Source organism: Paenibacillus sp. 2TAB26 (assembly GCF_052115145.1).
In the GTDB taxonomy this organism is placed as follows: Bacteria; Bacillota; Bacilli; order Paenibacillales; family Paenibacillaceae; genus Pristimantibacillus.
This window is the reverse complement of the sequence record NZ_JBFRGC010000002.1, coordinates 241,478-265,130: the sequence shown is the minus strand read 5'-3', so window position 1 is coordinate 265,130 and position 23,653 is coordinate 241,478. Positions and strand designations below refer to the sequence as shown.

The following is a 23,653-nucleotide window of genomic DNA, read 5'->3' as shown; positions in this document are numbered from 1 at the left end:
AAAAAGAGCTAAGCCGCATGGCTTAGCCTCTTCCTCCACGAAATTTTTGCGCATGTGCGCGAGCCTCGTCTGCATTCGTTACTCGATTGCGGCTCCACTCGATAAGTATCCGATCAATATAACGCAAGCTAAGCTTGCCCGCAAAGACGGCTTCTTTTAGAGCAAAACGAATAATTTCGTCTGTATATCGATCATGATCAAGCCAGCCTGAAATTGTCTCGCATTCTATTGGAGATAATAAGCGTCCAAACTCTTGCTCGAATACACTGAATAAGTCCGATGATGGCGCGGCTTGCTGCTTGACTGGCTGACGCTCTGCCTTTCGCGATTCACGCTTCTGCTCTGCAGTTAACGCAGCTGCCTTAAGCAGCCAGCCTGTCCAGTTATAACGCTCTGACTGCATCCCTGTAGAACTGTCAACGTACTCGTCAATCGTAAGAAAATCTTCTTTCATCAACCGGCCAAGGGATTGTCCAACTTCTCTAACACTCAGGCCCATCCGCTCAGCCAATTGCTCTGGCGTCGGGAAATCATTCATGTCCGCTTCCATATAAACCATGATTTGCAGGAGCAGCATCGCTTCTGTATCCGACAATTCCAGCTGGCGGTAAGTTCGCAGAAGCATCGCCGATACATAGACGCCGCCTTCCTGCAACGCAGCAGCCATACCATGCGAGTAAGCTTTCCATATCTCGTTGTTCACTGCCAGCTGCCTCCTATACGACTACGCCTGTGCAGACGTATCCTTTTGCTTAACTAAGTTATAAGTGTCTCTTGCGATGAGAAGCTCCTCATTCGTAGGAACAACTAAAACTTTAATGCGTGAGCTGTCCGTCGTAATCTCACGAATATCTTTGCGACGCTCTGAATTGCGCTCTTCATCTAGCTCAATACCCAAGAATGAAATGCCTTCGCATATCGCTTTGCGTAGAGCAACAGAATTTTCACCTACTCCAGCAGTGAACACAATCGTATCTACACCGTTCATCGCCGCGGCGTATGCGCCAATATATTTTCTAACACGGTAAGCATACATGTCAAAAGCAAGCTTTGCGTTCTTGTCGCCTTCAAGCATCGCCTCTGTTACCTCACGCATATCGCTGCTAATACCGGAAATAGCCAGCATACCGCTATGTTTGTTCAGCATAGAATTTACTTCATTTAAAGTCAATTCCTCTTTGTTCATAACAAATGGCACGATCGCCGGATCAATATCTCCGCTCCGGGTACCCATCATAAGACCTTCAAGCGGGGTCATTCCCATACTTGTATCAAAGGACTTGCCGTTCAAAATGGCTGTACAGCTTGCACCGTTTCCGATGTGGCAAGTAATCATTTTGATTGACTCCAATGGTTTTTGCAAATACTCGGCTGCATGTGCGCTCACATAGGAATGAGACGTTCCATGAAAACCATATCTGCGAACCTTGTGACGACGGTACAGCACAGTAGGAATTGGATATAAATACGATGTGTTCGGCATGCTTTGATGGAATGCCGTATCGAATACTACCGCTTGAGGTACATCAGGCAAATTTGTTTCTACCGCCAAAATACCCATCATATGAGCTGGGTTATGAAGCGGCGCCAAATCAAACAATCGACGAATCTCGAGCTTGACCTCTTGTGTTACAAGCACTGAACTGCTAAATGCCTCGCCGCCATGAACGATACGATGGCCTACAGCTTCGATTTCGTTCAGATTAGCGATCGCTCCGAACTCCGGGTTGGTAAGCATATTGATAACCTGCTTAACAGCAGCAACATGATCCAATATTTCACTAACTTTACGAACCTCGGGCTTGTCAACTGGTTCATGAGTAACAATCGAAGAATCCATTCCGATACGTTCCACGCGTCCACTTGCCAGAACTGATTCGTCACGCATGTTGTAAAGCTGATATTTTAAAGAGGAACTTCCTGCATTAATTACGAGTACTTTCATTTAAATCCGATCCCCATCCGTATCATATTTGAAGAAGCCGATTCCTGATTTGGCTCCGAGATGTCCTGCGCGCACCATTTTTTTCAGCACGATCGAAGGACGGTATTTCAGCTCGCCATACTCGCGGAACATTCTCTCAAGGGCTGCCAACACGGAATCAAGACCGAAACGATCACACATCTCGAAAGGTCCATGCTGGAAGGAATAGCCGATACGCATAGCGCTGTCAATATCCTCAGCCGACGCGACCCCTTCCTCGAGTACATGCAAGGCTTCGTTAATAAATAAGCAAATGAGTCGTGTAGTTACGAAACCAGGAGATTCAAATACCATAACTCCTTTTTTGTTAATAACCTCTTCCACAAAATGTTTCGTACGCAGAAATGTTTCTTCTGACGTCTTCAGACCACGAACAATTTCCACGAGATCAATCTTGGATACTGGATAAATAAAATGCATGCCAATTACGCGGCTCGGCTGCTTCGTAAAGCTTGCTAGCTCAGTTAAGCTTAGAGTAGATGTATTGCTCGCTAAAATAACATTTGGACCGCAAATTTGATCAATTTGTTCAAATACAGCTTTTTTCAATTCCAAATCTTCAGTTATCGTTTCAATAACAAGCTCACAATCCGCTAACTTCTCGTAGCTTGTTGTCGCCTCTATTCTATTCATAATCAGCTTCTTCTCGGAATTCGTGAGCGCCCACTTCTCGATTTGTTTATCCAAGCTTACTTCAATCATTTGTTTACCATAATCTAGGCGATCGTCCGAACGCTCGATAATGATAACATCCAATCCTTTGGAGGCCAGCATTTCCGCGATCCCTTGACCCATCGTGCCTACTCCTACAACTCCAACTGTTTTGATATGCAATGTATTAGCTCCTTTAGTGTGGGGAGAATTCTTCTTAAAACATAATAGAAGTTTTCTCTGCAAAGATAGTTCAATCTTATTATAACGAATTTCATCAAAAAAAGAAGGCGGACGACAACTCCGCCTTCAAATTGTAATATTGTAAACGCTTCATGCTGCTGTATTGGAAGAAAAGAGCTTTCTAAACTCATCTCCGCTCAATGTTTCCTCACGCAGAAGCGTCTGAAGAGACTTGATAAACACTTCTCTATTCGACTCAAGCAGACCTTTTGTTTGCAGCATCAGCTCATCCAAAATGGTTCGATTGATGCTTGCCCATCCATCTTTTGTCATCATCGAAGAATCAATAATGCCAAGTTCAGTCAATCCCGATTCCACTAACGTTTTGACTATATTCATTGATTGTTCGAAGTCACCTCTTGATCCAGTGCTCCGATCACCATAAAACATTTCCTCCGCTGCAGCTCCGCCTAACGCAATCATAATTTGACCGTTTAGGAACTGTTTTGTGTACAAATATTGATCCTGCTGCGGATTGTGACGAACATAACCTAACGCTTGACCGCGCGGAGACAAGGCAACCTGTGACACGCTGCCTGGACGCATCAGTTCTGCCATAATTGCATGTCCGAGCTCATGAAGCGCAATCCGTTCGCGCTCTTCTTTTGATGCCTCGCGATCCGTTTTTTCACCCATCATAACCTTATCAATAGCCATCGATAAATGCTGTTCAGCGATGGTTTCACTGCTCTCACGCATCGCATAAATCGCCGCTTCATTCATGACGCTCTCCAGCTGCGCACCGGAGAAACCAAAGGATTCACTTGCAATGCGTTCTAAGTTCACGCCTGAGCGGATAGGTTTATTTTTCGCATGGATGTTCAAAATATGCAATCTGCCCTTTTTATCAGGAAGTTCAACACCGATGTGCCTGTCAAAACGACCTGGACGGAGCAATGCGCTATCGAGCATTTCCTTACGGTTAGTAGCCGCAATTAACAAAATACGCGGTGATTCATTTGCATAAATACCGTCCATTTCGGTTAATAGCTGATTCAAGGTTTGATCATACTCGCGCTGCTGACCGCCATCTCGTTTGCCGCCAATGACTTCAATCTCATCAATAAAAATAACAGCGCTGCTTTTTTTCGCTTTATTCGCTTTTGTACGCGCCTCTTTGAATAGGTCGCGAATACGTCCTGCGCCTACACCGACATACATTTCTACAAACTCACTGCCGGATGCAGCCAAATAAATCGAATCTGTATATTGAGCAGCTGCCTTAGCAAGCAGCGTCTTTCCTGTTCCTGGAGGGCCTGACAGCAAAATGCCTTTTAACGGCCGAATGCCAAGCTTAGCAATTTGTTCTTGATGAACGAGAAAATCAAGTGCCTCTACAAGCTCCTGCTTGGCACGCTCCTGACCTCCTATTTCCTCAAAGGTGAGTGGTGTCATTTTCTCTTCAGAACGCCGCTTCTGGCTAGACAACGCGGTCAGCTTGCCTCTACCTCGTGCTGCATAAACTACGACAAAGCCTAACACGCCCAGCAATACGATGGGAACTACATTTTGTCCAATATATATAAAAAAAGCAATAAGTACAGGAAGTAAGCCTATCGCAATTTCTTTACCATATTTCATCATATTACCATGCCTCCAATTGGTTTGGCGTGCGTGGCAGGACGATATATTTTACCGCTTCACTATTTTTAATCGTAATATACACATTCGTATCATCCATTTCAGTCGTCACGGTGACATCTTTCATGGATTTTGCTGCTTCTTTCATCGCATCTGGAATATGAGAATAGGTTTTGCGCTCCATCGCCTCTGCAACTTCAAACATGGAAGCATACCACAGATCTTCAAGCTGCTTATTCGATTTTTCTTCTATATTAAGCTCAAGCTTACGGTCGCCAACTACATCTTTTCCGTTAGCTGCAATACTTTCATAGATGTCCCGGAGATTCGCATCCGGCGTTAATTCAAGAGAAATAGCTATTTTATTGCGATCCATAACTGGTTTTTCTGAAGAAACAATACCTTGAATGCCTTTTGTAACTTTCTCTAATGGAGCTGCTACAGCCACTTGATTATATACAGCCCAGCCTCCGAATAAAACGGAAGCGGAAATTGCAGCAGTAATCACGATTGGTATCACACGTGGTTTCATCATTATGAAAATCCCTCCTGCAATAAATTTATGAACACTCCGTATATCAACTCCGCTATACGAAAGTATATCATGAAATTATGCAAGAATCGTCCCTCAATAAAAGGAAACGGAGCCTTATGGCCCCGTTTTTGCTGGTAACGTATAAGAATCAATGAATGCACCGTCATCAAAACGGTAGAAATCATATCGGTAATGATCAGGCTTTTCACCGTCATTATAATAGATTTCCCACACCGTTTTGTCATCAAGCAGTCCCGGCTGAATTCTCTTGATTTCTGCCAATGGCCTCTTGCTGATGAAATCATCTTTGAGTGACTTCTCAGAAATGCCTTCCGTCGCTTTCATGATAACTGGTTGTTGCTCCTCAGTCAGCCATACGTATACATGTTCATCTTGTTCATTAATGCCTTCAACGACCCAACTGTTTTTTTGCCATATATGATGATGTACCTTTTCTATCTCCGTAAGATCAGCTGCTTTTGTCGCTTGTTCCTTCGCCGCATTAATTGCTGTCCACTCAGGCGACTGAACTTCACGGAAATAGATAAAGGAAACGGTTAGAAGCAGCAAGAGGAATGCTGTAATTAACAACAACCATCGCTTAAGTGTCATAAACGGCTTTCGTTTCCTTGCTGTTGCTCGCATTAAGCTTGCAGCAAGCGATCAAAGCTCGCTTGTGCCTCGTAACGAATTTTCTCCTCATCAAGCCAAGTGCATTCGCCGTTTTTCAATACTTGTCTTCCATCAATCCATACATGCCGCACATCGCGGCCTGAACCAGAGTAGACCAAATGTGATACGATATCCGTCTGAGGGTAGAAATGCGGCTGTTCAATATCAATAGCGATGAAATCTGCCTTCATGCCTACTTTTAGACTACCAAGGCTCTTCTCTTGCCAAATGGATTTTGCCCCACTCACTGTACCAAGTTTCAATGCTTCCAAAGCAGGGATAGCAGTAGGATCTCCAGATACACCTTTATGAAGCAAAGCCGCGAATCGAATTTCCTCAAATAAATCAAGATTGTTGTTGCTTGCCACACTATCTGTTCCAAGCGATACCGTAACACCTGCGCGAATCAAATCAGGAACGCGTGCAATGCCGCTAGCAAGCTTAAGATTACTTACAGGATTATGTGAAACCGCAACTCCTTTAGCAGCAAGCAGCTCGATCTCAGCATCATTCAGATGTACGGCATGCGCAACAAGTGCAGGACGTGAGAAGAAGCCTAACCGATCCAAATGCTCGACCGGACGAAGTCCATAATCACGCACGTTTTGCTCCACTTCAGCAATCGTTTCCGACATATGCGTATGCAAAGGCAAATCAAAATCATGAGCCGCTTGTACAAAACGTTCAATATACGCTGGCGGACATGTATAAGGGGCGTGTGGAGAAATCATCGTCGTAATACGTCCGTCTGCCTTCCCGTTCCAATCACGGGCAAAAGCGATTGCCTCAGCAAGCTTAGCTTCCTGTACATCTGGTGGACATAGTCCGATAACGCCTCTTGTCAAAACACCGCGGATCCCGCTTTGCTCAACCATTTGCGCAACCTGATCCATGCGATCATACATATCAACAAAGGCTGTTGTACCTGATTTCAGCATTTCAACGATCGCTAGAGCACTTCCTGCACGTGTATCTTGATCAACATATTTGCCTTCCATTGGCCACATTTTCTGTTCAAGCCAAACCTGCAAATTTTGATCATCGGAATATCCACGAAGCAAGCTCATCGCCGCATGTCCGTGAGTATTAATAAGACCTGGCATAAAAGCCAGCTTGCTGCCGTCTATTTTTTGCACCGTGTCAGAAAGCTGCTCAGGAACAGCCGTACCTATATAACTAATCCGATCATCGGATACGACCATATGTCCTCTAAATGATGGATTTTCGTCATCCATCGTTATAAACAAACCGTTTTCAATCCAAATCTGACTCATCCTGCGTCTCTCCCTCTTTGGCTAAATAATAAGCTAAACTAAGCAATTCCCTTGTGAAATCAGCATTATGTATTCGCATTTCATCCGGTACTCGTAGAATAGCAGGGGCAAAATTCAATATTCCTTCTATGCCTGCTTCGACAAATTGATTAGCTACATTTTGTGCTTCAAATGCTGGAACGGTAATGATGCCAATCCGAATATTTTGCTCTGCAACCGTTGCAGCAAGCTCACTCATCGGCATTACAATCAAATTATTAATGCTCGTTCCGATTTTGCTCGGATGTACATCGAACACGGCGGTAATCTGCATATTATCCTTGGAGTATTTATTGTAATTGCATAAGGCATGACCTAGATTGCCCGCTCCAACCAACGCAACCTTTATCGTCTGATCAACCTTTAAAATTTGACGTATCTTCTCAATTAAATATACAACATCGTAGCCTACGCCTTTCCGTCCAAACTCTCCGAAATAAGCGAGATCTTTACGAATTTGAGCAGGATTTAAATCAAGCTTTGTGCCTAAATCCTGCGAAGAAATGGTCTGAATCTCACGATTAAGCATTTCATTTAGTACTTGCAAATAAACGGGAAGCCTTCTGACGACAGCCTCCGATATTTTCGTTTGCTTCATCGTTTTTCCTCCTCTTCGCTAGACACAGCTTGATTTTCCTGCGGCAATGCTGCATTTTCATCCGTTAACCATTCTCTCATTCGCACGACCATTTGATCCATATGCATCGTTTCGATTTTTGGTCCTGGCAGTGAATATAAGAAGTGTTTACCGTAGTAAGTGTCGATTACTCTTGTATCATATATGATTACGATCCCTTTGTCTTGTGAAGTCCTTACTAGACGCCCAAAGCCTTGTTTAAAGCGAATGACAGCTTGGGGAATCGACAATTTCATAAAAGGATTTTGTTTCTGCCGCTGCAGCATCTCGGCTTTTGCTTCCACTAAGGGATGGTTAGGCGGTTGGAATGGCAAACGAACGATGGCAAGGCAAATCAGAGCTTCACCTGGTATATCTACACCTTCCCAGAAGCTGCTCGTGCCAAGTAAAACCGACTCAGGCGTTTGACGGAAACGTCTTGTAAGCTTCGTGCGATTGCCGCTGTCTATTCCTTGTCCGAGCACTTGAATACCTGCAACGCTTAAAAGCTCTTTAAGCGGCTCGTAGACCTGCCTCAGCATGCGATAGGACGTGAACAGTACAAGCATTCTGCCCTTCGTTTCCTTTGCAGCATCAGAAAGTGATTTTACAAGCATATCCAAATAGGTGTCATCTACAGCTGCTCCCTTGAGTACTGGGAAGTTGCGTGGAATGACAACTAATGCCTGTTCCCGGTAATTAAACGGTGAAGGCAATTGAACGGTTTTAAGTCTGCCCTGCTGTTCATATCCAGTTAACCCAAGCTGCTCCTCTGCGTATTGAAAAGATTTTTGCACAGATAACGTTGCCGAGGTAAGAACGATACTTTCTTTGACATCAAAAAAATATTTTTGCAGCTGAGCGCTTACATCTACTGGGACACCGTATAACTGTACAGATCTGTAGCGGTATACACTGCTTGCCTCGATCCAAAATACGGATTCCGCGAGCTCTAAGGTGATAAACGTTCTAAGCTCATCCTTAAGTCGAGACAAATCTCGTACCGCGCCATTTAAATCCGTTATTATCGCTTGAACACCGGAATCGTCAACACGGTCTTTAATATCGGTAACCATTTTATCGACGGTTCGAATGACTCGGTTAAGTTCAGTATGGATATTTCCTTCAACCGTAACACCGTCCTCCCAGCCTGCTGGAAGCTCGTTTTTCTTTAGCCGGCATACCGACTGACCATTCTCGGTTGGTCCATCCGATGAAGTTGACGTAAAGCTATAAAACATTTCAAACAGCTTATCCCAGTGCTCCTTAATCTCTTGGAAAATAGGAATAACGGTATCAATCGTCTCCAACCAGGAGGCTTGATGTGCGTCATCCTCATACATAAGCTTCTGGCGAAGCCCAGGCAATAATCCAGAGCGCGCATCTTTATAAAGCCGAAGAACAGCCTGCGTCAAAGAGAAGTAGTTAATTTGCATACCTAGATGCTTGCCGGCAACCTCTTCCACATGATGTGCTTCATCAATAATGAGATGAGTATAGGAAGGCAATAAACGATGATCTGCTTGAACATCCGTAAATAACATTGAATGATTCGTTATCGTAACATCAGCAATGTTTGCTTCATGCTTCGCACGATGATAAAAACATCTTTTGAACCAAGGACAAGCTCGATTTAGGCATGAATCCGTATCGCTCGCTACCGTAGACCAAAACTCAGCACCCTTGTTGCCGAAGTTAAGTTCTTCCTGATCGCCAGTTTCCGTTTCTCCAAGCCATACGACCATTTGAGCAGCCGTAACCGTATCCTCAATCGGCGATACAAGATCTTTTGTGTTGATTTTGCCTTCAAATTTGCGCAAGCATAAATAATTCCCTCTGCCTTTAAAGATCGAAGCTCTAAACTCAAATGGCAGTATTTCCTCAAGCAATGGCAAATCGCGTTGACGAAGCTGCTCCTGCAAATTGATTGTATGCGTACTAACGACAACTTTTTTGCCGTTCTGAATGCCATAATAAAGCGCAGGAATTAAATAACCAAGCGACTTCCCTGTTCCTGTACCTGCTTCTATAAGTAAATGCTGATTCTGATTTAGAGCGCTGTACACCTCTTGAAACATGGCTACCTGCGCTTCTCTTTCCTCATAATTCTCAAATTTCTGTTCAAAGCGTTGTCTTACATCAGTTAAATAATTGTCAAACGAAACATCCGTTAATGGCAGCACACTTGTACCGCCTGAACGCGGAGGCTGTTCATCGCTCCATTCGCGAACCTTCAATGCAAATTGATTAAAATAGTCATATTCATTCGATTCGAATACAGTACTATATTCCATCTGCTGCCCGGTATGCTTGATAAACCAGCTCAAATCGCTGCCGTCATCTACAAGCGTGGAAAGCCGCTGCAAAGTAAGCAGCGGCAATTTGCGAAGCTTTTTTACCGTTTCAATTAGCAGTAGCGCAGTTGCATTTGCATCGCTGTCCGCGCGGTGATGTTGATCATGCGGTATTCCAAAGAGCTCAGAAACAGCTCCAAGCTGATACGTATTAATTGTAGGATATAAAATTCGTAATAATTCAATGGTATCCAGCCTGCGACCTGCAAAAGGGCGCCGACCGCATCGTGCTAATGCCTGGTTTAAAAAACCGGCGTCAAAGCCAACGTTATGAGCGACCAAAACGGCATCATCCAATAACGGAACCAGCTCTGCAATAACCTCTTTGAGAGTTGGGGCATCCGCAACAACCGTTTCATCTATGCCTGTTAATTGTGTAATGAAGGCCGGTATCGGGATATTAGGTCGAACAAAGGAGCTATACGTATCGATAATTTCAAGCTCCTCTGAAACGATGACTAGCCCAACCTGCAAAATATCATCATCCGAGCTGTGTCCCGTCGTTTCTAAATCCAATACTGCAAATTTCATTTATTCCCCGATCCTCTCACAAACAGCACAGCTCCGTGCTTCCGAAATATAACGATAAGTGCTTGGGTGTTTCTTGACATGATTTCAAATTGTTTAACGGATCCTTGAAGCTGGGACAGACCTCATAAGCTTTCATAAATAATTGCTCTGCTTGTGCCAAATTCATTTGCACCGCTTGAATGCATCCTAGCGCATTATAGCCCATTGCAAGCCATTTGGGGAAGTCCGTCAATACAATCAGCAATTGAAAATGCCGCTGAGCTTCACTCCAGTTCTGGAGGTGCATCTGAGTCATGCCCAAAAACAGTCTAGCCAAATTACATTCCGGCGATTGTAAAATAGCCGCTTGAAATTGCACTGCTGCTTGCGAAAACATAAATAGCTTGTAGTAGCCCTGCCCTTTGGAGATGACCGCAGCAAGCTCGTCCGAGATTTCAAAATCTGAAACTGGACTGCTGACTGCGATACTTACAGGTACACTTGATTGAACCGCCCCTTCTGGGGCTTGTTCTTGAACTTGCGATACTGCTGCTTGATCGCCTTGCTGCTCCTTGAACTCAGAAAACTTCTCTTCAAATTCAAGCCATTGTTCAATAAATGTGTCACTTACTTTTTTGAGCTCAAGCATTTGCTGTTCGAACTGCTGCTTTTCACTTGCACCTGCACCATCGTACTGTTCAATAATTTGATCAAGCATTTCGTTCATGGATGAAAACATATGCTGGAACATACCGCATCCCGCCTTCGCCAAAGAATTAAGGAGTGTTATGTTCATTTTTTGTTTCAACGCCGCTTTTCATACAGCATCCCATTCGTTACATAATACAGGGATTAACGTAGTGAAAGATCAAATTACAGGATTGTCGCGTGCAGCTCTTCGTTTAAAATGGTCAAGGGACGATTGTTCGCATCCAAAATCGTTACAATCGGTTTGTGTACTTTAGCATCAGCGTCAGTCATCATCGCATAAGAAATGATAATCACCTGATCGCCTGGCTGAACTTGTCTAGCGGCTGCGCCATTCAAGCAAATTACACCAGATCCGCGTTCACCTGTTATGACATAAGTCTCAAAGCGAGCACCATTATTATTGTTAACGATTTGAACCTTTTCATTTTCCCATATGTTAGCCGCATCCATCAAATCTTCATCTATTGTAATGCTACCGACATAATTCAGGTTCGCTTCCGTTACTGTTGCCCGGTGCAACTTGGATTTCATCATCGTTCTGAACATGCTGGTTCACCTCCGCTGTCTGTAATATCCGATTATCTATAAGCCTTGTTGCGCCAAACTTTACAGCTAATGCCAAAATTAACGGTTGCTGAATCGTATTTAATAAAACTTTTGCATCCAGCACCTGCAGGGATGGATAGTGAAGCAGCTCCACATAATCAATTACAGCTTCACTTGCTTTCACCAATTGCAGCTTCACTTTAGCCTCCAGCCGCTCAGCAGTCATATCAGGCTCATTCATCCAATCATAAGCCTGCTGCAGCGTTTTGGACAATACGACTGCCTGCTCACGCTGCTCCGCATTAAGAAATACGTTTCTTGAGCTTAAAGCAAGACCATCCGGTTCTCGAACGATTGGACTTGGCACTATTTCCACTGGAAAATTAAGATCTCCAACCATTTGCTGAATGACAGCAACCTGCTGAGCATCCTTCATGCCAAAATAAGCACGATCAGGAGCAACCAAATGAAATAGCTTGCTAACTACCGTTCCCACCCCGTCAAAATGTCCAGGTCTGGAAGCGCCGCATAAACGATCCGTTACCTGATTGACAATGACCATTGTCAGCGGCTTATTCGGATACATTTCTTGAACGGAAGGAATAAACACAATGTCGATCCCGCATTCTTCTGCAAGCGCAAAATCACGCTTCTCATCTCGCGGATACCGATCCAAATCTTCATTAGGTCCGAATTGCAGTGGATTAACAAATATGCTAAGCACAGCGGTATCATTTTCGGCATGTGCTTGGCGCATTAAGGAAGCGTGACCTTCATGCAAATAACCCATAGTTGGCACAAAACCAATGCTTTTATTTTCCTTGCGCACAGCAGTTAACTGCTGCTTTAGCTCAGCTTTCGTGCGGCAAATGATCATTTCAATTTGACCTCCTTGTTCGCGAGGTCCTTATTTTCAGTTATGTTAAGATTGCTGCTCTCAGATGAGTCGCCATACAAAGAAGGAATATGGGCAGGTTGTGCATTAAATACATGCTCTTCTGCAGGAAACTCGCCTGTTTTTACATCGTCTACATAAGATTGGATCGCATTTCTAATGGTTGTTCCAATATCTGCATAGGTTTTTACGAATTTTTTCTCAAAATAAGGAGATGAATATTGCAAAATATCATGATATACAAGCACTTGGCCATCGCAGCCGCGTCCTGCGCCAATTCCGATAATCGGAATGGAAAGCATTTCGCTGATCATTGTAGCGATTGGTTCAGTTACTAGTTCAAGAACGATACTGAAAGCACCTGCTTCTTCCAGCGCCTTCGCATCTTTGACTAGCTGCTCCACTTCGGCATCTAATTTACCTTGCACTTTGTACCCGCCAAGCTGATGAACCGATTGTGGCGTCAGGCCGATATGCCCCATAACAGGGATGCCAGCTTTGACAAGCGCGGATACATCAGATGCAATTTCAACGCCACCCTCCAGCTTTACAGCCTGAGCACCGCCTTCTTGCATAATTTTCGCAGCATTGCGCAGTGTTGCTTCACGTCCAATGCCATAAGTCATGAAGGGCATATCAGCAACGATAAACGTTTGCTGGGCACCTCTAGCAACTGCTCTTGTATGATAAACAATGTCATCAATGGTTACCGGGATGGTAGTCTCATATCCAAGTACAACGTTCCCGAGTGAATCTCCAACCAAAATGACATCAATTCCAGCTTCTTCAGCAAGCTTGGCTGAAGGATAATCGTAAGCTGTCAAAACGGAAATCGCATTGCGGTCCTGCTTCATCTTCTTAATTTTTGTAATCGTCAGTCGTTTCCTCATCAGCTTTCATCCTCCCGTTCAATGATAGGATAAACACAAAAAAACCTTTTAGCCGCTGCCAAAAAGGTCCCCAAACTGAAAAGGAAACGTTTGCTTGTTGTGCTTCCTTCTGTCTCGGTCCCTACGGCTCAGAGCAGAGTGTGCATTCCCAACCATTTACATCGTATTTTTTATCATCAGTGCAGCTTCCTGAGAATACCGCCTGATGACTTTAGTTTACCAAACTTTCTTCATTACGTAAACGACTTGTAATGCGTTATAGAGGTTCGCCCATCTCTGCAGAGAAAACAGGCTTAATGGAGCCGTCCTCCAGTTGAATGCGAATAGCGCCGCTCTCTTCTAGTCCAATCGGAATTCCAACCAATTCGCCTTGTGGTGTTGTAAGGCGCACCGTTTTGCCCAAAGATACAGACAAAGCTTCCCATAACGTTACAATCGGGCTAAACCCTTGTTCTTGATATAGGAAATACAACTGCTCCCATTCTTTAAGAAAATCAGCAATAACCTCTTCTCTTGACCATTTCTGCTGACCGCTTATTCGAAGTGAAGTTGCTTTCTCCAGCAATTCCGCAGGGTAATCAGCTTCTTCTAGATTTACGCTAATCCCTATCCCTGCAATAACATATCGAAGTCTTTCGTCTTCTGCGGCTGATTCAAGCAAAATACCGCTAATTTTTTTACCTTCAATAAGCAAATCATTGGGCCATTTAATTCCAATCGGCAGCCCGGTTAAACGCTTCAAGCTGCGGCATAACGCTACCGCTGTCAATAAGGTAAGCTGCGGAGCAAAATGAATGGGAACGGAAGGTCGAAGCACCATGCTCATCCAAATGCCTTTGCCGCGCGGCGAAATCCATCCTCGTCCCATGCGGCCGCGGCCTTTGACCTGCTGCTCTGCAACAAATAAGGTACCCTCCAAGGCGCCTTCTTCTGCTGCAGCACGAGCAAGGTTTTGAGTGGATTCCACCGTTTCAAAATAATGAATATGCTGTCCAAAAATATTGCCTGGCAGCTGATTTTTAATTTTTTCAACAGACAATATGTCCGGTATGCTTAGAAGTCGATAACCAAGCCGCCTTGAAGCTTCAAATTGATAACCAGCCGCTTCAAGCTTGCGAATATGCTTCCATATCGCCGTTCTGCTGACGCCGAGCTCTTGGCTAATGTTTTCTCCTGACACATATTCACCTGGTTTATCTACAAACAATTGAAGCAAGAGCTCCTGATTCATCTGCGCGTGCCTCCTCAAATAATGCAAAACAATCTGCTGTGAATGTTATTGTTCATCGCTCGAGCGACGCTTGCTCAAGCAAAACATTTCGTTCATTCTCAATTTCACCAAGTGCTGTTAGCAATAGTAATCTGCTTAACATTTCACTAACCCATGGTCCAGCATCTCGTTGCAAATGATTTGTTAGATCCTTGCCGGTCACTTTAAGCTGCTTAAGTGATGAAACGGTCATTAAATCAATCCAGTTCTCCAAACGTCTTAGAAACGCAGCAGTGAAGGCTAGCTCCTGCTTCTCTAGCGTTCGCATAACATGAATCCATTCGCCGCAAATCCCTTTTCCATAACGAATGACAAGGCATAACCAGCTCGAGTGAAGTTCACGCTCATTAGTTTGAGTACAGACAACTAGCATTTCTTTATGTATCGCTACTATTGTACTTATGGTCTTACTGCGCGTATTTGAAAATTTCAACACTTGCAGCGCCTGCTGCACTGCCTCAACAGATAAATGCAACCCTATTGCCAGTGCCGCCCAGCGAGAATCAACAGCTGTCAGCTCATGCAAGCGAGAATAAATCGTTTGTGCTTGGTCTCCATGTCCCATCTCTTTCAGCGATAACAATGTTTCTTCATGGAAGGACTCCTTCAAATGAAATAAAAGTCCGCTTGCAGCAACAAAATGCAGCGCTCTTTGCGGAGCAGCTCCAGCTACTATTTTATCTAGTTCGACGTGCACACGCTCCATCGCAATATACTTTAACAGCTCGCGATAACGAATGATTGCTTTCCATGTTCGCAGCGAAGGAGTGAGCCCGTAGACGCCAATAAATCTGACCGCTCTTAACATACGAAGCGCATCCTCTTGAAAACGAGCGTTCGGATCGCCGACTGAGCGGAGCCTCTTGGACTGCAAATCATAAATTCCGCCATATGGATCATAAAGCGTGCCATCGCTATAAAGCGCCATCGCGTTCATCGTAAAATCACGGCGCAGCAAATCACCGTCAAGTTCGGTAATATAAAGGACACTTTCTGGCTTGCGATGATCCTCATATGCGGATTCTTGCCTAAACGTCGTCACTTCATATGTGATGTTGTCTTGTATAACCGTTATCGTGCCATGCTGCAAGCCTGTTGGTATGCATCGCTCAAACAGCTCAAGCACCTGCTCTGGACGAGCAGATGTAGCGATATCAACGTCTTTGATTGGTATATCTAAATACGTATCACGAACTGCGCCTCCCACAAAAACGGCTTCGAAATGATGCTCTCGAAGCCGCTCAATGATAGGCAATGCAGCTATGATCGGTGTTGATAATGAAAGCTGCATGTCATACACCTCTTCTTGCAGGGGAAATGATTAGCTATCGCTGCAAACAGCGATTGGCAAATCTGCCTCTATGCCGAGTACCCGATAATAGATCTGCTCATATTGTGTTGTAATTACGTCATTACAAAACTCGTTTCTTGCTCTAAACATACAAGCCTGCTTAAACTGTTCATGCAGCTTCTCATTCGTAAGCAGTCTTTCCGTATTTTTAGCCATATCTTCGACATCGCCGATCTCTGACAAAAATCCAGTTTCTCCATGAGTAACAAGCTCCGGAATACCACCAGCGTTAGAACCAATAGTTGGTACGCCGCAAGCCATTGCCTCAAGCGCAACAAGCCCAAAGCTTTCTTTCTCTGATGGAAGCAACAGCACATCTGCCATTGAAATGACTTGTGCAACATCCTCTTGCTTGCCCAGAAAATGGACACGGTCTTCAAGGCCAAGCTGGCGAATGCGGCATTGAATTTTTGAGAGCTCAGGTCCTTCACCAACTAAGAGAAGTTTCGAAGGAACCTTCTCGGAAACGCGAGCAAATATTTCAACTACATCCCCAACCCGTTTAACCGGACGGAAATTAGAAATATGCATCAAAATTTTCTCATTAGGAGCCGCATAATCAGCTCGCAAGGAAACCGCATCGCGTGGATAATAAACACGTTTATCAACAAAATTATAGGTTAAATCAATTGGTGTCGTAATATCAAGCAGTTGTCTAGTCTCTTGAATCAGATCCTTTGAAACGGCAGTTACAGCGTCGCTTTGATGGATCGCAAGACGAATTAAAGCTTTTAACGATTCATCCTGAGCCAGCACCGTTATGTCCGTGCCATGCAGCGTTGTGACCGTTTTTAAGCCATCGCCATTCATCTGCTTCGCCAAATAGGCGCAAACCGCATGAGGCACCGCATAATGGACATGAAGCAAGTCAAGCTGCTGCATTTTTGCTACCTGTGCCATCTTGCTAGCTAAAGCTAGATCATAAGGCGGGTAACGAAACACATAATAATCATTAACTTCTACCTCATGATAAAAAATATTTTTATTAAAGTGTCCCAATCGAAAAGGAATACTGTGTGTAATAAAATGAATTTCATGACCACGTTCTGCCAGTAATTTACCTAATTCGGTTGCAACTACGCCCGATCCGCCCAAGGTAGGATAACAGGTAATACCAATCTTTAATTTTCTCGCCACTGTTGTCGCACCTCCTGTGTTCGTTACGTATAACTATTGTATTACACAAGAGCTGTACGAATTGTCAAAAATATTGTATGGCGTGAGGACGCTTAATTGCGAAACCCTCTGCATATGCCCAGCCTCTTGCTTGTCCAAGCAATGAATCACGTGCTTCTACTCGTTCTATGTAATTATTCGTTAATGGCGTAGCCACTCGGTCGGAGCCTGCTGCCGCATCGAATTGTGAACGGTAAGCAAGCAGCGCGTTTCTTTTGGTTGCTTGAAAATCACTAATATCAACGGTTAACGATACTTGATCCACATCATTTATATAGTAATAAATAAGCTGTGATACCTGTACGGCAGGCAGCTCCGGCATATAGCGGCGCAGCTTGGCGTTAAACACAGCTTCTTCAATTAATCTACTGCAAGCCACATGATCGGGATGACGATCTACCCAGTAAGGGGCAAATACAACCCGCGGCTTAAAATAACGAATTTCTGCTACAATACGTTCGATTTGATCGCGTGAAGGCTCCAAACCCCGATCAGGCAAACCCAAATTAGTACGAGCCTGCAGTCCAAGCACTTTGGATGCTTGATCCGCTTCTTGTTTCCTCAGCTCAACCGTTCCGTTTGAAGACATCTCTGCCATCGTTAAATCACATATGCCGACCTTATAGCCAGCTTGTACATGTTTGGCGATGGTACCGCCCATTCCAATTTCAGCATCATCCGCATGAGCGCCAAAAACGAGAATATCGAGTTCTGTCGTCATTATTCAATACCTGGTTTATATTTATGGACAAGCTCTCGCCATGCAAAATCACCGCGTTCAAGTGCTTTAACCAGCAGTTCAGCAGACGCTACGTTAGTAGCAACCGGTATGCCTTGTACATCGCATAAACGCAGCAAAGCAATAATATCCGGCTCATGAGGTTGTGCCATTAATGGGTCGCGCAAGAAGATAATTAAATCCATTTCATTTTGGGCAACCATCGCACCGATTTGTTGATCGCCGCCGAGCGGGCCTGACATGAACCGATGAATGGACAAGTTCGTTTGTTCCATTATCCGTGTTCCCGTCGTGCCAGTAGAGTATAGCTTATGCGGTACAAATACTTTCTCATAAGCGATTACGAAATTAACGATTTCTTCCTTCTTCCGATCATGCGCAATAAATGCAATATTCAACATGCGGTTCCCCTCTCCTGCTGCCTAATAATCTAATCCATAATATGTTCAAATCCGTAAATTAAACCGCTGTATGTCATTACCTTCTTCACAGCCACGTTTACACCAGGCATATAGCCTGCGCGATCATAGGAATCATGACGAATTTTGAGCGTTTGTCCATGGCCGCCAAACACAACCTCTTGTTGAGCAAATACACCAGGAAGTCTAACGCTATGTATACGGAATCCGTTGTAATAGCCGCCGCGCGCACCTTCAATGACTTCTTCCTCATTCGGGTTGCCCTGACGGAACTCTTTACGCACTTGTGAGATCAACTCCGCTGTTTTTATGGAAGTCCCCGAAGGTGCATCCAGCTTTTGATCTCCATGATATTCTATAATTTCAACATGAGGCAAATATTTTGATGCTTCTGCAGCGAACTTCATCATCAGAATCGCACCGATGGAGAAGTTAGGGGCGATTAAACCGCCGATTCCTTTTTCGAGGCAAAGCTCGTCCAGCTCCACGATCTGTTCAGGCGTAAAACCCGTTGTCCCCATAATAGGACGTACTCCTAATTCAATTGCCGTCTTCGTATGGCCATATGCCATCTGAGGAATGGTGAAATCAACGAGTACATCGGTTTGAGCACCTTGAAGTGCTTCCTCAAGTGTTGCACTAACTATAACTCCAGTATTTGCTTTCCCAGCGAATATACCCGCATCTACAGGACCAGCAGATGGAGCGACGGCCGCCACCAATTGAAGCGACTCGTCCTCCAGCACCATTTTTACAACTTCGCGTCCCATTCTTCCACTCGCACCAGCTACTGCCACGCGTATTTTTTGTGTCGTCAACTTTATCACCTGTTCCTTTTTCTTTTTGCATCCAGTTGAAATCGCTGCATACGCCTCTTACGATTAACGTCAGCAAATAGCCTTCTCGCTGCCGAATGGCTGGGATCGAGCCTCATTGCTTCCCTCGCATTAATGACCGCTTTATCGTATTGGCTAAGCGATGCATACAAAACGCCAAGCGTATAAAATGCATCAAAGCTTAATGGGTCAAGCAGTGCTGCTCTCTCAAGTAAAGGTGCTGCCTCATGGAGCTCAGGCGGTACTTTGGCCAGCAAAAAATTAGCCTCCGCTTGCAAAATTCCGGCTTCTACGGTTTGAAGATGATATCTATACTCCGCAAGCTCGGGCGCCAGCCTAACGGCTGATTCTGCATGCTGCTTCGCTTTTGTCCATTTACCGCTTCGTGCGCAAGATACGGCGCATGTATGATAATAGAATGCATTTTCCGGTTCAACCTCAATGGCTTTCTCAAACCAATATATCGCTTGCTCGAAATCACTATTAAAGATGAATTCATAAGCCTTTTTCATGCAGCTCTCTCCATCCATCCGCCCATCCTCCTTGTACACAGGTTGATGGTACAGCATATGTATGGAGCTTGTTTACTGTTCGGTTATTTTCTTCGTCCACCGATTCGCGTCGCGAGTAGTGAATTTATGCATAACCTTATTATGCGCTTCGGTTAAATCTATATTGAGGGAATTAGCGAAGCAAGAAAGAATAAATAAAATATCACCAAGCTCCATTTCAACGGAATTATCCGCTTCATCGGCTTTTTTAGGTTTTTCGCCGTAGAAATGGTTTACTTCACGAGCAAGCTCGCCCACTTCTTCGGACATTCTAGCCATCAAAGCAAGAGGACTGAAATAACCTTCTTTAAATTGAGAAATATAATCATCAACTTCTCGCTGAATATCTGATAACGTTTTTTCCGACATCTGTACATTTCCTTTCTGTCGATAGCTATACATTCATATGTTAACTTAAAGACGCAAATAAAATCAATGTTTTTAAATTGCTTTCTTTAGATAGCAAAAAAGTCGTCTATTGCATCATTCAGCAGCAACTAATTTGGCTGTTAAAAATGAATGTGCGCAATATCGACTTTCATGTCTTTATTCTAATCATTGCTTCAAAAAAACAATGCATTTACATATCATTTAGGATCTATCATCTACCCATTAGGAAATAGGCTTGACTCCAAAAGGATTTTCTTTATATTTTCTCCAGCCTGTGTAAGTAAGAATGGCTGAAATAAATGCGCCTAATAAAAGTGTCCAGCGCAAAGGATTAGAAATAGGCACTGCTGCTACAACGGGAACATCCGCTTCTAATTGATTCTGATTAAACATTCGAGTGAGTGTATCCTTTAGTTCCTGCACTGATCGATTAATGCTGGCGACATTATTTTTATCTTTGCGAGATGCTTCCAGCAGTCGATTCGTATACTGAATTCGCTCCATCAACTCTGTTTCATGCTTGCTCCCGTACATCATACTGACAGCAGGTTTAATACGATCTGCATGTTTTTCCAAGCTTATCATTACAGCTCGTGCTGCTATAGCTCCATCATCAGTTTGGCGCTTCCAAGCTTTTTCCACACGCGAAATATCATCCTGCATGATCTTCTCATATTGCAGCCACAAGGCATTATTAGGCCTTGCAAGAGCATCAGCAGTTAATTTAATTCGGGCTGCCTCTACAAACCAGCTTGTCCCAAGTGAGCCTTTAACGAGCGATTTCTCAATTGTATTGGCATCTCGTTCAACAGCTTGCCACCCTTCGGCATTACCAGCTGCATATTTAAGTTCTCCATCAACCAATTGCTGAAGCTGTTGGACATATTGATAAGCTGCTTGTCGATTATTTGTATAAGCTGCTTCATATAATGAGCTTGCAATATTATCCATACGTTGAACCTGTTTACTTGGATCTGGCGTCAGCCGGGTCGCAAAAGCTTGAAGACTAGCTCCGCTGCCCCAGACTAAATTAGCATAACCTATCGTCATGACGATACATACGACGAATGGAATAATAAAACGTATCTTCATGGACATCCCCCCATAATACAACTTATGAAGGGATGTCCATCGTTATACCTTCTTTCTAAAACGCCATACGAGTAATCCAGCTGCCAAACTAAAGAAGGATAAACCGTAGGTAAATGCGCGAACCGCATCCAAATCATCGTACAATTGTTTGGCAAGATATGGAAATATCCCATATGTATAATCAACCGTGTCATTAAGAAGAAGCCATCCTGTAGCTACAATAAGCGAGACAGCTCCTGCTTTCATAAATCTGAAAAAAAGCAATGCCTCAAACGCCATTCCAAGATGTGATGCCATGAGCATATAATGCTGCCAGTTCAGCTCAGACCCCTGCCATGCTCCCGCTACAATCATCGATACAGCCCATATGCCGTATTTGACTGAGCATACAACAGCCAAACCTTCAATAATGTACCGCAAAACTGTTACAAGGCCGTTTGAACGCTTAGGCGGAAACAAAAAATAAAGTAGAGCAATCGTAAAAAACAGACTTGCTGTAGGTGAATCGGGTACAAAAACAATTTGCCATAAGGGGTGGCTATCTAACGTTTCAGCTAATTGTGACTCGTACCAGATGTAGCCATAAACCGTTCCAAAAAAATTAACAATAAAAAGCAACCATAAAAATGGTCGGCTTAGTAAAAATTCACGGCTCCAAAAAATAGCGAGCATGATGAATCACTTCTCCTTCGCTTTATCATTAAAAAGGACTTATATTCGAAGAAAAACCTGACCGTGTAATACGATCAGGTTTTTTTCGATGATTTATTCTGTTGCCGCTTTTTGTTTGGACAGCCAAGTAGTCAGCTGATCAATTTCTTCGGCAGATAAAGTATCAGCGAAAGCTGGCATGCCGTTACGACCATTCGTAACTACTTCTACAAGCTGTTCTTTCGACAAAACGTCACCAACGCCAACCAAGCTAGGAACAGATCCTTGGCCTTTTAGGTCAGCTGCATGACAGCTGATACATTTTGCTTGCTCAGCAATTTTCATTGCTGGATCATTTGCATCAACAAGTGATGCTTCTACTGCTGGTTTCGTGTAGTTCGGACGCTCTTGGCCTGCTAGTGCAGCCTCACGCGCCTTCTCTTCACGCTCAATATGTTCCGGTACTTGTCCGTTAATTTCAAGCTGATGCTGGTAGTGATCCCAAGAAACAACTGTCAAGTAAACGCAAGCTACAAGTGTTAGCCCCATCAATGAAGATGCAATCGGACGACGGTAGAAGCGGCGTTCCTTGCCAGTGTCGAGGAATGGTGCTAGCAACAATGCGCCAAACATGACTCCGGGAATACCTACTGTTCCGAGCAAGATGTAATCTTGCGAAACATATGGGTATTTCAAAAATTGATACAAGAACAAAAAGTACCAGTCCGGCATCGGTATAAATGCCGCATTCGTTGGATCTGCTGGATAACCTAGTGGTGCTGGCTCAGCAATAACCCATACAAGAAAACCAACCAAAACGACACAGCCGACCATCCATTCCTTAAGCAGGAAGTTTGGAATAAACGCTTCCGATTTACCTGGAAAAGACGTGTAGTCCGGAGGAATGTTCGGATGGTTGTTTTTCTTAACACGCGAGTCGCCTACATAGACAACCTTCTCGTTCGAATTATGACCATGCGCCATAAGTATGCCTCCCTTCGCTTAAAGTGGTCCCGAAATACCTTGTTTCCGAATCATGATAAAGTGCGCTGCCAACATTGCAATCAAAGCGCCAGGTAAGAAGAATACATGGATCGCGAAGAAGCGAGTTAGTGTTTGTGCGCCTACGATATCGCCGCCGTAAAGGAATGAAGCGAGATACGGTCCGATTACCGGTACGGATTCAGCAATTTGGACACCAACTTTTGTTGCGTAGTAAGCTTTGTTATCCCAAGGAAGCAGGTAACCTGTAAATCCTAGGCCTAACATGATGAAGAAGATGAGCATTCCGACAACCCAGTTCATTTCCCTCGGCGCTTTGTAAGAACCGGTAAAAAACACTCGAAGGGTATGTAAGAACATCATAACAATAACTAAGCTTGCCCCAAAGTGGTGCATGCCTCGAACGATTTGTCCGAATGCAACCTTGTGCTGCAGGTAATCAACGCTTGCATATGCGTTGATAATATCCGGAACATAATACATCGTCAAAAACATACCGGACAAAATTTGAATAACAGTGATAAAAAACGTCAGACCGCCGAAACAATATACGAATGCGGAAAAATGATGCGCTGGGTTAACGTGCTCAGGCACTTCATGGTCAGCCACATCTCTCCACAGAGGCGTAATGTCAAGACGCTCGTCGATCCAGTTGTAAACACTTTTAAACATCTG

At 44.0% G+C, this 23,653-nt stretch carries 25 protein-coding genes; all 25 read right to left on the bottom strand.

Features of this window, described 5'->3' with window-relative positions:
* Positions 1-22: 22 nt before the first annotated feature.
* Complete coding sequence (locus AB4Z50_RS02645; RefSeq protein WP_076265712.1) at positions 23-703, bottom strand: DnaD domain protein; 681 nt, start codon at positions 701-703, stop codon at positions 23-25.
* A gap of 21 nt (positions 704-724) precedes the next feature.
* Positions 725-1,945, bottom strand: coding sequence for an acetate kinase (locus tag AB4Z50_RS02640; protein ID WP_339202846.1), 1,221 nt, complete (start codon positions 1,943-1,945; stop codon positions 725-727).
* Entirely contained in the window at positions 1,946-2,881 is a 936-nt protein-coding gene (locus AB4Z50_RS02635) for a 3-hydroxyacyl-CoA dehydrogenase family protein (RefSeq protein WP_441875334.1), read from the bottom strand.
* Between the two features lie 87 nt (positions 2,882-2,968).
* The gene (locus AB4Z50_RS02630; RefSeq protein WP_441875331.1) at positions 2,969-4,462 is read right to left on the bottom strand and encodes an AAA family ATPase; all 1,494 of its coding nucleotides are present in this window, start codon (positions 4,460-4,462) and stop codon (positions 2,969-2,971) included.
* Position 4,463: 1 nt separating this feature from the next.
* On the bottom strand, positions 4,464-4,994 hold the full coding sequence (locus AB4Z50_RS02625; RefSeq protein ID WP_441875328.1) for a hypothetical protein: 531 nt from the start codon (positions 4,992-4,994) through the stop codon (positions 4,464-4,466).
* Positions 4,995-5,108: 114 nt separating this feature from the next.
* On the bottom strand, positions 5,109-5,639 hold the full coding sequence (locus AB4Z50_RS02620; RefSeq protein ID WP_441875325.1) for a cell wall elongation regulator TseB-like domain-containing protein: 531 nt from the start codon (positions 5,637-5,639) through the stop codon (positions 5,109-5,111).
* Positions 5,639-6,940, bottom strand: coding sequence for an amidohydrolase (locus tag AB4Z50_RS02615; RefSeq protein ID WP_441875322.1), 1,302 nt, complete (start codon positions 6,938-6,940; stop codon positions 5,639-5,641). Before AB4Z50_RS02615 ends, AB4Z50_RS02620 begins: the two co-directional genes overlap by 1 nt.
* Positions 6,921-7,577, bottom strand: coding sequence for a redox-sensing transcriptional repressor Rex (locus tag AB4Z50_RS02610; RefSeq protein WP_076265706.1), 657 nt, complete (start codon positions 7,575-7,577; stop codon positions 6,921-6,923). The genes AB4Z50_RS02615 and AB4Z50_RS02610 overlap by 20 nt, the downstream gene beginning before the upstream one ends.
* Complete coding sequence (gene dinG, locus AB4Z50_RS02605) at positions 7,574-10,480, bottom strand: ATP-dependent DNA helicase DinG (RefSeq protein WP_441875319.1); 2,907 nt, start codon at positions 10,478-10,480, stop codon at positions 7,574-7,576. The genes AB4Z50_RS02610 and dinG overlap by 4 nt, the downstream gene beginning before the upstream one ends.
* A 16-nt stretch (positions 10,481-10,496) precedes the next feature.
* Complete coding sequence (locus AB4Z50_RS02600) at positions 10,497-11,255, bottom strand: hypothetical protein (protein ID WP_441875316.1); 759 nt, start codon at positions 11,253-11,255, stop codon at positions 10,497-10,499.
* 77 nt (positions 11,256-11,332) lie between these two features.
* Positions 11,333-11,716, bottom strand: a complete 384-nt coding sequence (gene panD, locus AB4Z50_RS02595) for an aspartate 1-decarboxylase (protein WP_339202856.1) — start codon at positions 11,714-11,716, stop codon at positions 11,333-11,335.
* Positions 11,643-12,593: a pantoate--beta-alanine ligase gene (gene panC / locus AB4Z50_RS02590; protein WP_441875312.1), complete on the bottom strand. Its 951-nt coding sequence runs from the start codon at positions 12,591-12,593 to the stop codon at positions 11,643-11,645. Before panC ends, panD begins: the two co-directional genes overlap by 74 nt.
* A complete protein-coding gene (gene panB / locus AB4Z50_RS02585; protein ID WP_441875309.1) occupies positions 12,590-13,501 on the bottom strand; it encodes a 3-methyl-2-oxobutanoate hydroxymethyltransferase in 912 nt (303 codons plus the stop codon). The genes panC and panB overlap by 4 nt, the downstream gene beginning before the upstream one ends.
* Positions 13,502-13,757: 256 nt before the next feature.
* Entirely contained in the window at positions 13,758-14,732 is a 975-nt protein-coding gene (locus AB4Z50_RS02580) for a biotin--[acetyl-CoA-carboxylase] ligase (RefSeq protein ID WP_441875306.1), read from the bottom strand.
* A 52-nt stretch (positions 14,733-14,784) separates the two neighbouring features.
* The gene (locus tag AB4Z50_RS02575; protein ID WP_441875303.1) at positions 14,785-16,062 is read right to left on the bottom strand and encodes a CCA tRNA nucleotidyltransferase; all 1,278 of its coding nucleotides are present in this window, start codon (positions 16,060-16,062) and stop codon (positions 14,785-14,787) included.
* Between the two features lie 30 nt (positions 16,063-16,092).
* Complete coding sequence (gene bshA, locus AB4Z50_RS02570) at positions 16,093-17,259, bottom strand: N-acetyl-alpha-D-glucosaminyl L-malate synthase BshA (RefSeq protein ID WP_441875300.1); 1,167 nt, start codon at positions 17,257-17,259, stop codon at positions 16,093-16,095.
* Between the two features lie 64 nt (positions 17,260-17,323).
* Positions 17,324-18,019 carry a bacillithiol biosynthesis deacetylase BshB1 gene (gene bshB1, locus AB4Z50_RS02565; protein WP_441875297.1) on the bottom strand — a complete coding sequence of 232 codons (696 nt, stop codon included), beginning with the start codon at positions 18,017-18,019 and terminating at the stop codon, positions 17,324-17,326.
* Positions 18,019-18,438: a methylglyoxal synthase gene (locus tag AB4Z50_RS02560; protein ID WP_339202866.1), complete on the bottom strand. Its 420-nt coding sequence runs from the start codon at positions 18,436-18,438 to the stop codon at positions 18,019-18,021. The genes bshB1 and AB4Z50_RS02560 overlap by 1 nt, the downstream gene beginning before the upstream one ends.
* Positions 18,439-18,467: 29 nt before the next feature.
* Positions 18,468-19,283, bottom strand: coding sequence for a 4-hydroxy-tetrahydrodipicolinate reductase (gene dapB, locus AB4Z50_RS02555; RefSeq protein WP_441875294.1), 816 nt, complete (start codon positions 19,281-19,283; stop codon positions 18,468-18,470).
* On the bottom strand, positions 19,280-19,822 hold the full coding sequence (locus tag AB4Z50_RS02550) for a tetratricopeptide repeat protein (RefSeq protein WP_441875291.1): 543 nt from the start codon (positions 19,820-19,822) through the stop codon (positions 19,280-19,282). The genes dapB and AB4Z50_RS02550 overlap by 4 nt, the downstream gene beginning before the upstream one ends.
* Before the next feature lie 54 nt (positions 19,823-19,876).
* The gene (locus AB4Z50_RS02545; RefSeq protein ID WP_076265695.1) at positions 19,877-20,212 is read right to left on the bottom strand and encodes a nucleotide pyrophosphohydrolase; all 336 of its coding nucleotides are present in this window, start codon (positions 20,210-20,212) and stop codon (positions 19,877-19,879) included.
* 243 nt (positions 20,213-20,455) lie between these two features.
* Positions 20,456-21,325, bottom strand: coding sequence for a sporulation protein YpjB (locus tag AB4Z50_RS02540; RefSeq protein ID WP_441875288.1), 870 nt, complete (start codon positions 21,323-21,325; stop codon positions 20,456-20,458).
* Between the two features lie 42 nt (positions 21,326-21,367).
* Entirely contained in the window at positions 21,368-22,000 is a 633-nt protein-coding gene (locus AB4Z50_RS02535; RefSeq protein ID WP_441875575.1) for a DUF1405 domain-containing protein, read from the bottom strand.
* A 90-nt stretch (positions 22,001-22,090) separates the two neighbouring features.
* A complete protein-coding gene (locus AB4Z50_RS02530) occupies positions 22,091-22,960 on the bottom strand; it encodes a menaquinol-cytochrome c reductase cytochrome b/c subunit (RefSeq protein ID WP_076265692.1) in 870 nt (289 codons plus the stop codon).
* 18 nt (positions 22,961-22,978) lie between these two features.
* Positions 22,979-23,650, bottom strand: coding sequence for a menaquinol-cytochrome c reductase cytochrome b subunit (gene qcrB / locus AB4Z50_RS02525; RefSeq protein WP_053376377.1), 672 nt, complete (start codon positions 23,648-23,650; stop codon positions 22,979-22,981).
* Between the last annotated feature and the right edge of the window lie 3 nt (positions 23,651-23,653).

Excerpts from the sequence above, each read along its gene's own strand:
- AB4Z50_RS02640 (WP_339202846.1), bottom strand. The coding sequence starts at position 1,945 with ATGAAAGTACTCGTAATTAATGCAGGAAGTTCCTCTTTAAAATATCAG.
- AB4Z50_RS02630 (WP_441875331.1), bottom strand. The coding sequence starts at position 4,462 with ATGATGAAATATGGTAAAGAAATTGCGATAGGCTTACTTCCTGTACTT.
- AB4Z50_RS02625 (WP_441875328.1), bottom strand. The coding sequence starts at position 4,994 with ATGATGAAACCACGTGTGATACCAATCGTGATTACTGCTGCAATTTCC.
- AB4Z50_RS02620 (WP_441875325.1), bottom strand. The coding sequence starts at position 5,639 with ATGCGAGCAACAGCAAGGAAACGAAAGCCGTTTATGACACTTAAGCGA.
- AB4Z50_RS02615 (WP_441875322.1), bottom strand. The coding sequence starts at position 6,940 with ATGAGTCAGATTTGGATTGAAAACGGTTTGTTTATAACGATGGATGAC.
- AB4Z50_RS02610 (WP_076265706.1), bottom strand. The coding sequence starts at position 7,577 with ATGAAGCAAACGAAAATATCGGAGGCTGTCGTCAGAAGGCTTCCCGTT.
- dinG (WP_441875319.1), bottom strand. The coding sequence starts at position 10,480 with ATGAAATTTGCAGTATTGGATTTAGAAACGACGGGACACAGCTCGGAT.
- AB4Z50_RS02600 (WP_441875316.1), bottom strand. The coding sequence starts at position 11,255 with ATGAACATAACACTCCTTAATTCTTTGGCGAAGGCGGGATGCGGTATG.
- panD (WP_339202856.1), bottom strand. The coding sequence starts at position 11,716 with ATGTTCAGAACGATGATGAAATCCAAGTTGCACCGGGCAACAGTAACG.
- panC (WP_441875312.1), bottom strand. The coding sequence starts at position 12,593 with ATGATCATTTGCCGCACGAAAGCTGAGCTAAAGCAGCAGTTAACTGCT.
- panB (WP_441875309.1), bottom strand. The coding sequence starts at position 13,501 with ATGAGGAAACGACTGACGATTACAAAAATTAAGAAGATGAAGCAGGAC.
- AB4Z50_RS02580 (WP_441875306.1), bottom strand. The coding sequence starts at position 14,732 with ATGAATCAGGAGCTCTTGCTTCAATTGTTTGTAGATAAACCAGGTGAA.
- AB4Z50_RS02575 (WP_441875303.1), bottom strand. The coding sequence starts at position 16,062 with ATGCAGCTTTCATTATCAACACCGATCATAGCTGCATTGCCTATCATT.
- bshB1 (WP_441875297.1), bottom strand. The coding sequence starts at position 18,019 with ATGACGACAGAACTCGATATTCTCGTTTTTGGCGCTCATGCGGATGAT.
- AB4Z50_RS02560 (WP_339202866.1), bottom strand. The coding sequence starts at position 18,438 with ATGTTGAATATTGCATTTATTGCGCATGATCGGAAGAAGGAAGAAATC.
- AB4Z50_RS02550 (WP_441875291.1), bottom strand. The coding sequence starts at position 19,822 with ATGGATGGAGAGAGCTGCATGAAAAAGGCTTATGAATTCATCTTTAAT.
- AB4Z50_RS02545 (WP_076265695.1), bottom strand. The coding sequence starts at position 20,212 with ATGTCGGAAAAAACGTTATCAGATATTCAGCGAGAAGTTGATGATTAT.
- AB4Z50_RS02540 (WP_441875288.1), bottom strand. The coding sequence starts at position 21,325 with ATGAAGATACGTTTTATTATTCCATTCGTCGTATGTATCGTCATGACG.
- AB4Z50_RS02530 (WP_076265692.1), bottom strand. The coding sequence starts at position 22,960 with ATGGCGCATGGTCATAATTCGAACGAGAAGGTTGTCTATGTAGGCGAC.
- qcrB (WP_053376377.1), bottom strand. The coding sequence starts at position 23,650 with ATGTTTAAAAGTGTTTACAACTGGATCGACGAGCGTCTTGACATTACG.